Genomic DNA, 13,445 nt, shown 5'->3' with positions numbered 1-13,445 from the left:
TCCGAACCAAACACATCCAGCGGAATCATTCGTGTCGGACACCGCTAACGCGGTGTCCTTGCCCTCTTCGATTCGAGAGCAACAGCTGAACTGTATCAACAATCTCCTACAGAAGAGCGTTCTCCTCGATGAGGTCTTCGAGGCGGTCGGCAACCTCGTCCGTCAACACCGATTTGCGGTATTTCGGACACCAGATGAAGTGGTAGTGGAGGTTGTGAACCGACGTTCGTTCTCGACTATACCCGCGTGGCATGGTCGTAGATAGATGCTGTTCACTATTAGATGTGGTGATTCCATCAACCCTACGCCGTGCTATTGAGGATGGATTGTGTCGGAGTGGTTGGATTCATCCCACGACTGAAGTCGTGGGCTTTCTCCTCGATTTCTGTAATCCCACTTCTGCCCCCCATCTTATATTGATCTCTTGGCTTTCGACCTTTTAATAGTAAACAGACCCTGACTGTCGTACCCCTCCGTGTATGGGTGCACATTCTGACTGCGTTCTGACTGCAAACTCGTCAACGCGAGCTTTGATGGGAAATAAATGTAGGAGTGGGTGTAACCAAGAGTGAATTACTAAATAATAGCTAATAGTCGATGGACAGACAGATGACGGAAAGACAAACGCTGGGGCGACGAAGTGTTCTCAAACTTGGTGGGGCGCTCTTCCTGACCCCGACAGTATCGACGGTTGGAGGGGCAGATTCCAGGCATATCGATGAAAAATCGATGGGCCTACTGACACAGATCGGGCGGTACGAGAGCGGCGTGTACAACGAGGATGCCGCGGAAATCCCTACCTACGACGCAAGCACGGAGCGTGCATTCGTCGTGGATGCAAACGAAACCAGTGTTGACGTCCTCGACATTTCCGATCCTTCGAACCCGACGCTGGTCGATTCGATTCGAATTACGGATGTCTGGCAGAACCCTGGCCCTGCAAACAGCGCTGCTGCTCGCGATGGCGTCGTTGCGGTCGCCGTCGCTGCCGACCCGGAAACCGAGCCGGGTCGGATCTTTTTCTACGATACCAAGAATCTCGACCTTCTGAATTCGGTAACTGTCGGTTTTCTCCCCGACATGGTGACGTTCACCCCTGATGGCGAGTCATTACTCGTCGCCTGCGAGGGCGAACCCAACGATTCGTACGACATTGACCCACCCGGTTCGGTCAATATCATAGATGTTTCCCGTGGTTTCCAAAACGTGGACGTTGCAACCACCGGGTTCCAAAAATTCAATTCGGAAAAGGAGGCGCTCCGCAAGAAAGGCGTCCTCATCTATGGACCGAACGCGACGGTTGCACAGGACCTCGAACCGGAGTACATCGCGGTCTCCGACGACTCCGAGACGGCGTACGTCGTTCTTCAGGAAAACAACGCCATTGCCATTGTCGACATTGTCCAGGCGAGCGTCCGTAACATCGTTCCGCTCGGAATTAAGAATTTCTCGCTCCCGAGGAACGCGCTTGACGCGATAGACGACAAACGGATCGATATCAAAACGCAACCGCTCTTCGGAGTCTACCAACCCGATTCGATAGACGCATATACAGTCGAAGGAGAGACATATCTGGTCACTGCCAACGAGGGCGACCCTCGTGGCTACAGTGGGTTCACAGAGTTTGGCACTCTCATCGAGGAGAATGGAACCTTCGGACTCGACACGGATGATGACGGACGTATCGACGTTCCGATCGACGAATCACGGTTCGACAGGTGCACACTCTTGTCATTAGTAGGTCTCAGAGTATCGACCTTCCTTGGTGACGTAAACGACGACGGAATACTCGAAGAGCTGTATATCTACGGGGGCCGTTCGTTCGCGATTTGGAAACCGACCGACGATGGTATCGAACTCGTCTTCGAGAGCGGCGGCATGATTGAGAGCATCATCGCTGACCTCATCTCCAAAGGAAAACTCCCTGAAGCTGCGTTCAACACCGGCTCGGACTCGATTGAGCTCGACGAAGAGAGTCCAGCAGCCGGCCCTGAACCGGAAGGAGTGGCAGTTGGCACCGTCGACGGAATCGAGTACGCGTTCATTGGGTTGGAGGAAATTGGTGGTGTGATGGTGTTCGACATTTCTACCCCTCAGAAACCTGTGTTCGTCGAGTACGTGAACAATCGGATATTCGATTTCGCCAAACTGGGATTGACCGGTTCCGACCCGGATCTCGCCGAAGCACTCGAAAGTGGTGAACTGGCGGCCGGTGCAGCCGGTGACCTTGCACCGGAGGGGCTGACCTTCGTTCCGGCCGAAGGTAGTCCTACGGACAACTCGCTTCTCATCGTCGCGAACGAACTGAGCGGGACGACGACTATTTACGAGGCCACAAAAATGTGACACGAGCGTTTAATCGCGGCTCGAAGAACCAGAAGACTGTGATTGTGAGGGTCTTGTCGGTTTCCCGTGCTGGCCGTGCGTAAGAACCGGACGAAAAGAACTACCGAACTAACCACCACTTCACCTTTTTCTAGTCTCAACTCCCGGAAGAACCACCGCCAATCCCGAAGCCTGCGCCGATGATGACTAGCAGGATAAAAAGAACCAAAATTAGTACGAATGCTCCACCGTATCCTCCAGTGTCTGCATCCGTTGGTACACCATTTTGGAGGCGATGTTCGAGCATGTCCGTACCACCTTCATTTTCCATAACTGTCTGAAGACGCTCGAAGTGCCGAGTATCGATCTGATCGAGATACTCATGGACTGCATTTGGAGCAGTATTGAATTCATCGGGGGTGTCCCCGTCTGCGAGATAACTGACTAATTCACTGACAATTTTCTCAAGGTCTTCGTGTACCTCGATGGAATCGACATCCATCCTGGTGACCTCATCGTTCTTGATGGTCGCCTCAAATCCCTCGATAGCGAACATCTCCTTTGTTTCACCATCGATAGTTGGCGTGAACTGCATCCACTCGAGGTGGAATTCGTCGTCGGAGAGTGACAGACCATTCAAATCGAAGGAATCACTCCGCTTGTCTTTGCGATTAGCAACCGTACATTTGCTATCGTTGTTGTCACTACTCCCAACAGCAGACCCAGAAATCGCTCCCATAGCAATTGCTGAACCGAGGAGTCGAACTAGTGTGCGCCGCGATTGCTGGAGTGGGAAACTGTTCGTATCGACCTCTGAGGAAGTCTCGTCGGACATTAATTGTAGTCAAGTAGATCACAGTAAGTAGTTTAGTTACTTACTTCCTGAATTGAGTAACAAGAAGTCTTATTCTAAGACTCTGGTGACAAGCACTTCCTACCGGGTGTATCTAACCACGCGATGGAATGGGGCTGGCCGTTTTGCAGCACGCTTGATGATGCCCTCGGACTCATCGAAGTCACCAATGAGTGCCATGAGAACCCCGCAGCCCACCAGTACACTGTCTCCATCGACGACGTGACTCACGAACTGATGGTCTGTACGTGCCCGCATCACGTCCACCGTGATGCGTTCTGCAAGCACATGGCCGCCGTCGAAAACGCAACCGACGACGGGACGCTCGATGTGTTCCCTTCGGAAGACGAAGACGATGCCGAACCTGAAGACTGTGACTGCGACGGTCTCGACGGCTTCCCGTGCTGGCTATGCGTGCGAACGGGACGGAAGGAACTGCCGAACTAATCCACGTTACCGTTCTTTTTCTTCATATCACGTCAATTGACGTTCTCATATGTTGTGACCAACGGTCGTTATGGAGAGTGCGAGTGCAGCGACCGACGATGCTCCTGAGATCTTCACAAACTTGTCTCAATTGTGCTCCTACTGACTCGATGCCGTTGCTATTTGATTAACATTCACTACTGAATGAGCATGGTTAGTTGCCCATAATCACGTCAACCGCAAAATTTCATTTATAGCCAATTCCACTATAGAATGGGATCAATAAGGGGAACGCTCATCAAATGGTACCGCCCTCCAAAAAAGACTACCCACTCTACAAATGGATTGTCTGCGGTGAAACAGCCCTAGCGACGACATTGCATATCGCGTACTCCGAGTGTGGGGGCAAACTCGAACGGATCGAGCTTGTAAACAAATTCTAGTGCGAGAAGGTTGCAGGGCGCGTGATGAGAGCGCTGTCGCGGGTGACGACTTCGATTTCGAGGTGACTGCAATGAAAGACCCAGAATCCAGAACCGTGTTCGCCGGCGTCGACAGACAAGTCGTCTTCTTATAGGGATTAGCGAACGAATTTAGCTGAATTGCAGGCGGGTAAGCCCTCTTCCTCACCGACCGACCGAAGGGAGTGAGGAGGGAGGAGGATCCACCCGACGTCTGTGGGTACGTTCACTATACGCCATAGCCGTACTTCCCCCGCGTTCGAACGGTGTAGTAAGACACTTACTACAATACGTTCGATGTTCAAACGCACCAAAAAGCGTGCATCGAACGTGGGAGTTGAGTGTCCAGCCGGGAGGAGTGTCCCACTCCGAACCGCCTGTCAAGGGACCTCGCCTGTGGAGTCTGGAACTGCTGTAGGACCGTTTCCTGCTTCGCTCTTGTGGACGCTGTGGGACCGCTTCTTGCACGTTCTGACACAGAAACAGGAAGCGCCCACCGCAACAAGTGAGGGCCGGAGAGGCCCGAACGCGGTAGGGCGACGTAGTTCACACATTGGTTCTCTTTACTTCAGTTTGCTTCAATCGCCAATATTGAAACCGCATCGGGAGGATACTATCGGCTCTGTTCTAAAATCAGATAAAAACTGCTAGAATTAGATCACCGATTGAAGAGGTAGTGAGCGAGAATACCGACAGCGACACCAACGACGAACATCTGTAGGCGATCCTCTCGCTGTTGAGCTTTTGTCTGCTCCGGAAAGTGCTCTTCAAAAGCATCAAACATCTGTCTTCCAAGTTCATCTTTCGCCTCATCTATGTGGGACTGAGCACGTTGCTTCGCTCGTTCCTGAGTATCCTCAAGCATACAATTATGTATTAGAATTCGGCTTTAAAAGTATGCTGGCCGATCTGAGTATACATTGTCTCTCGAGGACACATCTATGAAGTCGAAGGAAAGATTTCTCTGGTTGCGTTGTGGTTACACACATTCAAAGAGAAAGCCCACGCCGTTAGTCGCAGGAGGAAATCAAATTGGCAATATGCCGATTTCACCAACATAAAATTTAAATTGAAATTATTACGAATTTATAGAACAGCTCGCCGGTTTATTGAGGCCATTCTGAATCACGATAGATATTATTACCGACATAATCGGCTCATAATCGGTTAAATGTGCCCGAAACAGTTTTGCAACAGTTCTTACCCACATAAATTCAGTAAACGGTTGTATAGTTCTATACCTTCGAGCTATCTTTCCACGAACGGATGTCAGAGCAAAATCCCACTCGGCGAACATTTCTGAAAACTACTGGTATATTCGGAACAGTTGGGGCAACCAACACACTTCCAGTCATTGCTGAAGAAACTCCTGATGCACCAATTCCAGACGATACTGATTCACTCACGTATGCGACGATGGGGACGGACAAAGACAACCCCACGGCGACGGTGTATGGCAACTTTAAGTGTCCCTACACGCAGGAATTTGTCCGTGACGGTAATCTTGAAGCAGTGCTGAACGAGTATGTCACCTCTGGTGATCTCAACCTTCGGTTCCGGGCACTCGCATACCAGCCACCAGGAACGACCTCTCACGGCAGTTCGTACTACTATATTTCTGATAGCGATCCCCTTATTTCGGAAGCTGCATTAGGTGTCTGGGACGTCTCTCCTGCGGATTACTGGGGATTCTTCAACTACATGTTCTCGGAGCTCATCTCGGGGAACGTCTCGTTCAGTGAAATGGAAGACCGCATGCAGTCCAGTGGGGTGGAGAATCGAGATACGATCATCGACCGAGCGTCCGACGACCAGTACACTGACGAAGTCACAGAAAGCCGCTATACAGCCGGCGACTATGGTGTTGAGTTCACTCCGACGCTCGTCCTCGATGGTGATACCATCCCGCCCCATCACGAGACCGACGACCTGCTGGACTGGATCGGGCAGCGGATTTCGAGTTCGTCCACGAGCAGTGATGGCGAGTCGACCACTGAAGAATCCACGACCACTGAAGAATCCACGACCACTGACGACTCGTCAGAGAGTTCTTCCTCGGGCGAAACAACAACCGAGACATCGACTTCGACAGAGACGTCGGATTCCTCTTCCGGAGACGAAACTACCACTACCAAATCCAGCGATTCGAGTAGTGACACATCGGACGACTCGCAGTCGAATGACAGCAGTGGGTCTGAAACGAGTGGGGATTCGAGTAGCGGTACCACTACGTCGTCAGAATTAGATGGATGGACAACCAAATCCAGCAAGTCGAGTAGTGGTACTGCTACGTCTTCAGAATTGGACAAATGGATATGGGGGTCTGACCGCACTTCCGACGAGGGCTGCTAAGACAGCCTGTCTGTCTGAAAATTTTTGAGGAAATCGGCCATCAGTGCCTTTCTCGTATCCTAGCACCCACGACCGGCCTGGATAACCGTGGGAAATCCAACGACGGTAGTCGTGGGAGAACTCAAACAGAGCCTTCGAAGACGGCATACCCGACGCGTTCGGTCGTGTGATTCGTCTCGGTGTCGGCGCTTTGCTCCTCTTCGACCTTGACCTCAACGCCGGTGCTCGTGAGATTCCGATAGCGCAGGGTTGCCGTGTCGGGGCCGTTGAACGTCTGCAGGTCGGCGATGAATTGTGGCTGCTCGTACTGTTGGTCGAACGTGAGACGCGTCCAGTTCTCATCGACCGCTGTGCCAGTTCGCCGGACTTCGAACGGTCTTCCGTTGAGTACGCCCGATGCTTGTTGGAGCGCAATGTAGCCAACCGTTTCAGTCGTGTGCCAGCCTTTGGCCTCCTCTTCTTGGACTCGAACATCGAACGAACTATTCGAGACGTTTTGGAGCCGGGTGACGATTGGGTCGGCCCCATTAAATGTCTGGGCTTGAGCGAGCACGACGGGTGTCTCCGTGCCGAAGTAATTCCCGAGCACAACGGATTCGAAGGTGTGGTCAACAGCTACGGTTCCTGCTTTCACCCGATAGGTCGTGCCATCTCCCAACTGCATCGTCTGTTCGGTCGGTTCCACAGCGAGACTGTGGAACGTTTCGCCGACGTGTGAGCCGTCGAGATACTCCCATTCTTCGAGTTTGTACTCGAAGTCGCCATTGACAACGTTGCGGAGGCGAACATGAGCGGGATGATCGCCGTTGTACGAGAGGGGTTTTGCGATAACAACGCGACTCTGTTGGGCATCGGAATCGAATTCGTGCCACACATCGCTATTCGGCTGATTTTGCGTGACCGTCGCGGTAGATAGTGGATCAGAGAGCGTGAATTCGAGCCTCACGATGGAGGCTGGCGGCAGTGTCACCTCGATATTTCCGTTAGCATTTGGCTCCAGTTGGCCGGTTTCTCGGGTGAACCCATTCGTCGTCGTCCAGCTCGTCTGTTCTGCAAATGGGTTATTATTCGTTGGTGCTTGAAGGACGACTGGGACTTGGGCGGCAGACGGATCGCCTGTGGGCGACCATCCATTGACGCTTACTTCGGTCGTGTACGTTTCCCGCAAATTGCGGTTTGTAACGTACACGATGGCTTTCGACTGACTCTCCGCATCTCCAATGGCAGTTGCGTCCACGTAGGGGACGTTTTCCATCTGACGGATTCTGACACCTGTCTCGGGAATGGTAAGCGTCGGGCTATCAATGGTTGTCGAGAGACGGTTCCACTCCGTGCCGTCCTCCACGAAGGGTTCTGCGAAGGTTTGAGCGGCATAATCACACGGTGGAACCGGCCGGAAATCGATCGGATACGGGCGCCAGAACAGCGAGTTATCCCGCATGTGGCTCATCGAAATGGCATTGCCACGACGCATGAACGTGGTGAACATGCTGGCCGTAAACGCGGCATGAGCCATCGTCGGATAGTCCGCACGTGGCCACCCGGGGTTCACTGCCGGTTGGAGATTCCACTCACCGACATCGATTTGGAGGCCATCGATGCCGTACTGGGCAGCTTCCCCGACGACCTCCTGCATGAGCTGGTCGAATTCACTGGGAAAGTTGACGAGTACCTCGTTATACCCGACCGGGTCTGTTTCGTTTGTTTGCAGCCAGTCTTCGCGATTCGCCCGATTGACGATTCCCCGGACATAGCGGTGGATATCGATACTCATCACCGACTGCCCGGCGATTCTGAACAGCTCTTGATTCCAGATCGGTGGCTCTCCAAACCGGGTTTCAGACGATCCGTCATGGAAATCCGTATACATCGGATCGATACCGACAGCGTGGACGTCGATGCTTGCATCGGCTGCTTCCATTGCAGCCTGGTATCGCTGGAATTCGCGGGCATAGTCGTACACATCAGCATTGCCGATCTGATACTGCCCGTAGACCTCATTGCCGACTTGCCACGAGGTCACGTTCCATGGGTCGGGATAGCCATGTTCTGCACGCAATTGGCCCATTTCGGTTGACTGGTCGCCGTTCACGTACTCGACCCAGTCAGCCGCCTCTTCCGGTGGGATTTCCGACCAGAAGCCAACGTTGAGGATCGGTTCGATGCCGGTGAGTTCACAGAACTCAAGGAATTCGTTGGTACCGAGATAGTTCCGTTCGAGCCCACCCCAGTTCACGTTCGGAACGACCGGGCGTTCTTGGAGTGGCCCGACACCATCTCGCCAGTGATACTGACTCGCAAAATTGCCGCCCGGCCACCGTAGACTCGTCACGTTGAATTCGGTGAGCAGATCGACGGTCGTCGGATTGAATTTCCCATTGATGGCGTCGCCGGCTCGGAGTATCACCCAATCGAGATCCAACCGGCCCTCACCCTCGGCGGTGAAGGAGAGTTCGTATTCACCGAATGGCGAGCCCTGAAATCGCTGTGGACTTTGGGTGCTCAGTTGTAGTGTCACCGACCGCCGCTGCCAGCGCCGCGTGACGGGAACCGATTCAGTAGTCTGGACGCTCCCATCAGGTGCCTCGAGCCGCACATTACAGACGTTAATCTGCCGTCCGCGAACTGAGAACTTCACGACGTACTCGAGCGTGCGCTCATCTGGTAGCGCGGTTCGTTGTTTTACACCGCCCTGAGCGCTGTTTGTTCCACTTGGCGTGAGGAAAATGCGCTGGAATCGAGAATTAGTTACGCCCGATGGGGTTGGGCGCTTGTCAGCGGGTACGCCATCGCCCAGTTCTAAGTCGGGTTCCGCTTCTCGTCCGTGTATCCCACCGGGTGTCTGGACGTAATCGATGGTTCCAGCCGTTTCGACTGGTTCCCATGGATAGGCGATCTCCTCGTATGTTGGCGTCCCTGGGTACAGGACGGCCGTGCGATCACCTGCGGTCGGGATATTCCACACCTCGAAGGAGCCGTTGGCCACGTGATCTGAGTAGATGCCGGGGTATGCATCCCTCCCATTGTGCTCGATGAATTTGCCGAAGATGCGGTCATTAATCGTCCAATCAGTCGCATTCGACGAATCAACGCTGATAACTGCGTTACTGTTGGCTTGTGCGATGGTACATGCGGTATCGGTATCCTCCTCGTCTCCGCCGTCCGTCTTTGCAGTGGCGTTTGCGGTCAGCCCACCCAGCCCGAAGATGCTCGTGCCACCTAGTGTTAATCCCTTTATGTATTCTCTACGTTCAATCCCAGTTACATCATTGTTTTTACCCATGAACAAAAAATCAGAGCGAGGATTCGGGCTTTGTTATGAGGTGTCTGAAGATGGCTTTTCGAGCGTAAGAGTTGGTTGCTTCGGTCAGAATAGAAATCTGAATTGAGAGACGATATTTCACACATCTAATCACATCAGGAACCCAACTGAAGTCGTGAGTTTGGGCCTCGAATCTGTATGCGAAATCCTCGACCTTCCGGGTGAGGAAGTCACTCTCGTGATAAGTCCTGTTTCAGGCGCCGACCAGAAGACAAGTCGATCCACACCTACGCTTGGCCGGAGATTCGCTAGCGGTGCTGTCCCGCAGTCACCGGGATATCCGTACTGATTGTTATTGGATGTTGAATATCTCCAAGACTAAAATGAGTCCCCGCTATGTCTCCCCCGAGCAGATCGCTGTTAAGACTGCCACTTTTGCCTAACCCCTATCGCCATCTTCGTCATCGGATTTGCGCTTCTCTTTGAAGGGCGTGTCTCTGAGGCCATCTCATGGTTCGGTGGTGATTGGCGAAAACCGGAGTAGCAAATACAAAATTGATTACTCATGTTCGAAAACAAATATATAATCCCAAGTGACGAGATCGCCGAACTTCGACACCGACTCTACAAACATGAACAGGAAGTTTCCCATCTCAATGAATTGTATGAGAAAGCCCGACTCAAACTCATTGCTGAAATCGAAGCTGAGGCAGAGTCCGAAGAATTTCGCGAAACGATCGCCGAGGGATATGACGCCTGTTTCGACGCGGTGGACGAACTAGCACTCGAACTGCATGAAGGAGTCGAAGACCCGTTGATTCCGGGCCAAGAGGGCTCAAAGCCGACCATACAGAAGTGGAGAAACAGCTGGGTAGTGCATACGCTGCAATCATCTGTGCCCTTCTGGATCGGATTGCCGAACTAGAACAGGAACTTGCCGATGCCCGCGATCAAAACGAGGCAATCATCGAATGACCTCCACCGCCGTGCCTTAACGCCATTACAGAGGCCCATGGAGAAAGCCCGCGATTTCTGAATTGGGCTTTCTCCGTGACTCTCTGTAACTTCCCGGTTGTGGAATCTTCCCCGTTAGGGCGAGATAGAGGTCAAAGCAGCGTACGTATCCAGATATCCCGACCCGTAATACTTTTTCTCGTACTCCTCGGGCACCGCTGCAACCTGCTTCAAGGTGCTCTTGACCTGGTTCGCATTCAACTGTGGGTTGGCACTTTTCAGCAGTGACACGGCTCCTGCGACCTGCGGTGCAGCCATCGAGGTGCCTGCATACCAGTCGTAGCCATAGGTGGCTCCCAGATATTCACCGCTCTCATCGTATTCCGGTATTGCGACGGTGTTCACAACGAGATCGTAGTGCCAGTTGACACCCGTCCCGATGGCGTCGACAGCTGCATTTCCACCAGGGGCCCCGAGATCGACGGCGTTCGTTCCATGATTCGTGTAGAATGCGGGCGCATACGGTGGTTGTTCAAGCCCGTTATCGCCCCACTTGAATCCGATCGGACCAGTCGCACTCACGGTAAGACCACCTGCTGTCTCGGAGGAGTCACGTTGATCTTTGTCGAACTGAAGCGTGCCACCCCAGTTGCCACAGGCGTGGGTGAGGACAGTCCCGTTTCGGTTCGCATAGGTCGTCGTTCGCTGCATCGCCTGTCCCCAGAATTGCCCCCAATCATCCTCTCGAAATCGGAACGTCCACCCGAGGCTGAGGTTTGCAGCGTCTGCCCCAATTTCGGCACTGTATACAATCGCCGCCAGGACGTCACCCATCCACGCCGAGAAACTGGCGGAATTGGTTTCAGAGAACACGCGTAAATCAACGAGTTCCGTCCCTGGCGCGGAGCCGATGACACCTGCATCGCTCTGATCACTGGCTGCGATACTCCCAGCAACGTGTGTTCCGTGAGCGCCGCCGTAGGGGCCCGGTGCTCCATACGAGTCAGGCGTGAAGTTCTTCGAAAGGTCGGCGTTGACGGTGCCTTGCAAGTCCGGATGTCCTGCTCCGATGCCGGAATCAATGACTGCCACTCGGGTGCCTTCTCCGCGAGTGATCTCGTGAGTTTCCGGAATCCGCTGATCTTGCTTATCCCATTGATACGTGAACAACTCGTCACCTTCTGGCGGATACGCAACCCGTGGCGACTGGTTAGAACCACCGGCAGGTACCCTGGGTGAGTACAGATCGTCACGGGCATATTGGGCGCCGGTGAGCGCATCTTCGGTCGCGTTCACAACAAGGAGGTCTACTGGATCGAGGTCGTGGATCACCTCGACGTTTCGTTCGCTCCCCAAACTCTGTCGATCGACGATGAACCGCTGGGTCGAATCGGCGCCGACAATCGACGATGTGAGCGCAAGAGCACCGAGGGACGCGCCTGTTGTTTGCAGGAATTGGCGACGGTTGGAGTCCATCATCGTCGCAGAACACCTCCGTCATATCGCATGGTCGCGTGCAACGAGACACGGCCGCGTTTTCGATTTCTTTCTGTGGCTATCGATGAAAGCTCGTCGGTGGTATCACCCACGCTGCGATCAATCGACGTTGAACTGACACGGTGGTGCTCATCGGGACGAGCGTTGGTTCTGGCCGGATTCGCGCTTCCCAATCCGTTCAGTGCGTCACTGCTTTTCGTGTTAGAATTTCTCCGGTTCAACATGGGTTGCTATTGGAAAGAGGGGTGAATGGTTGCGACAACTACTTCCCTCTTCCCACAACTAGTTACATTCACAACTACTTAATGTTATGTAAAATATTATTGATGTATAATGGGTTCCCGACAATGTATTCTACAGGCAGAATAGAGTGTCCGCGAATTGACCTCAGCGGGTTCGGCGAATCCCCGAATATGACGTTGTAATCGGCCACCCGGTGGGCACGAGCCCTCCCATGGGATCGGGATGATTCCACTCGACGCGCATACTCTTCTCGTGGTTTTCTGATTTGTAAGCAGAAAGCCTACGACTGAAGTCGCGAGAAGATGTCAGTGGTTTGGGAGTGCTTTGCTCTCCTCGTCGGAAAGGATCCAAGCAATATTCAATCGGTCACAAATTAGATAGAGAAGAATATATTTTACCTATTTTCTAAATTATTTCTGAGGTTCGACAATTATTTGCTGGTGCGCCACAGCCAAGCAATTAGCCAAATGCCCTCATCCCGAACAACGGGTGGAAGACTACTGTGTATGGTGGTGCTGTGCACGCTTCTCGCTAGCTCGCTCGCTACTGCTCAGGTACCCCACTCATTACAGTCGGATGGTATCGAGATCGAATACCAATCATGCAAATCAGTTGCAGTGAGTGGCGAGCGGTATGTGAGAGTCGTTTTATATTTCCGTTCGGGTTCTCAGTCGTTTTATGGCCCGTATGACGGTCGCAACGTCTTTCACGGTGAGGGGCAATACGCAGGGGAAGATATCCTCAGTGTGCGAGTCGATACATTCGGCTCTACCGTCACCAAAGACAATCCGCTCCCGTGTGACTCTGGTTCAACGACGAGCACGACGACACCACCAACGAGCACGACTACATCACTGACCACAACTACACCATCGACCACGACAACAACAACGACCACGACATTCACGACGACTTCATCAACGACGTTGCAGAGTTCTACGACGCAGACCACTACGTCGCGCGAACCGTCCACGTCATCCACGACATCGATATCGACGAGTGATGGAGGAGAGACCACTACGACGGTCACTTCTTCGACTTCCCGATCAACGACAGAGGGGAACAACAGTAC

The 13,445-nt window shown here is 53.0% G+C and carries 9 protein-coding genes and 1 pseudogene; 4 read left to right on the top strand and 6 right to left on the bottom strand.

Translation table 11 applies throughout. From position 1 onward, the window contains the following. Positions 1 to 115: 115 nt before the first annotated feature. A pseudogene (locus tag ACR3FE_RS18745) lies at positions 116 to 253 on the bottom strand (transposase); the annotation flags it as partial. Between the two features lie 356 nt (positions 254 to 609). On the opposite strand from ACR3FE_RS18745, the gene ACR3FE_RS18740 reads away from it, so the two are divergent. Next, positions 610 to 2,346, top strand: coding sequence for a choice-of-anchor I family protein (locus tag ACR3FE_RS18740; RefSeq protein ID WP_458208963.1), 1,737 nt, complete (start codon positions 610 to 612; stop codon positions 2,344 to 2,346). Between the two features lie 136 nt (positions 2,347 to 2,482). Here the strand turns inward: ACR3FE_RS18740 and ACR3FE_RS18735 are convergent, their stop codons facing one another. Further along, positions 2,483 to 3,160, bottom strand: coding sequence for a YjcZ family sporulation protein (locus ACR3FE_RS18735; protein ID WP_458208962.1), 678 nt, complete (start codon positions 3,158 to 3,160; stop codon positions 2,483 to 2,485). A gap of 123 nt (positions 3,161 to 3,283) precedes the next feature. On the opposite strand from ACR3FE_RS18735, the gene ACR3FE_RS18730 reads away from it, so the two are divergent. Beyond that, positions 3,284 to 3,625, top strand: coding sequence for an SWIM zinc finger family protein (locus ACR3FE_RS18730; RefSeq protein ID WP_458208960.1), 342 nt, complete (start codon positions 3,284 to 3,286; stop codon positions 3,623 to 3,625). Positions 3,626 to 4,723: 1,098 nt separating this feature from the next. On the opposite strand, the gene ACR3FE_RS18725 is transcribed toward ACR3FE_RS18730, so the two are convergent. After that, the gene (locus ACR3FE_RS18725) at positions 4,724 to 4,930 is read right to left on the bottom strand and encodes a hypothetical protein (protein ID WP_458208959.1); all 207 of its coding nucleotides are present in this window, start codon (positions 4,928 to 4,930) and stop codon (positions 4,724 to 4,726) included. Positions 4,931 to 5,481: 551 nt separating this feature from the next. Between ACR3FE_RS18725 and ACR3FE_RS18720 the strand changes: the two genes are divergently transcribed. After that, a complete protein-coding gene (locus ACR3FE_RS18720) occupies positions 5,482 to 6,417 on the top strand; it encodes a DsbA family protein (protein ID WP_458208958.1) in 936 nt (311 codons plus the stop codon). Positions 6,418 to 6,538: 121 nt separating this feature from the next. On the opposite strand, the gene ACR3FE_RS18715 is transcribed toward ACR3FE_RS18720, so the two are convergent. Continuing rightward, positions 6,539 to 9,700 (bottom strand): hypothetical protein, encoded by a 3,162-nt coding sequence (locus ACR3FE_RS18715; protein ID WP_458208956.1) that lies wholly within the window; start codon positions 9,698 to 9,700, stop codon positions 6,539 to 6,541. A 544-nt stretch (positions 9,701 to 10,244) separates the two neighbouring features. On the opposite strand from ACR3FE_RS18715, the gene ACR3FE_RS18710 reads away from it, so the two are divergent. Continuing rightward, positions 10,245 to 10,604: a hypothetical protein gene (locus tag ACR3FE_RS18710; protein ID WP_458208955.1), complete on the top strand. Its 360-nt coding sequence runs from the start codon at positions 10,245 to 10,247 to the stop codon at positions 10,602 to 10,604. A gap of 164 nt (positions 10,605 to 10,768) precedes the next feature. Here ACR3FE_RS18710 and ACR3FE_RS18705 read toward each other — a convergent pair whose 3' ends face one another. Both ACR3FE_RS18705 and ACR3FE_RS18700 read right to left on the bottom strand, forming a co-directional pair. Beyond that, positions 10,769 to 12,112: a S8 family peptidase gene (locus tag ACR3FE_RS18705; RefSeq protein ID WP_458208954.1), complete on the bottom strand. Its 1,344-nt coding sequence runs from the start codon at positions 12,110 to 12,112 to the stop codon at positions 10,769 to 10,771. Positions 12,113 to 13,079: 967 nt separating this feature from the next. After that, positions 13,080 to 13,403: a hypothetical protein gene (locus ACR3FE_RS18700; protein ID WP_458208953.1), complete on the bottom strand. Its 324-nt coding sequence runs from the start codon at positions 13,401 to 13,403 to the stop codon at positions 13,080 to 13,082. Positions 13,404 to 13,445 lie beyond the last annotated feature (42 nt).

It is taken from the genome of Haladaptatus rarus (assembly GCF_054177585.1).
The sequence above is the reverse complement of the archived record's forward strand: the minus strand, read 5'-3'. Positions and strand labels throughout refer to the sequence as shown.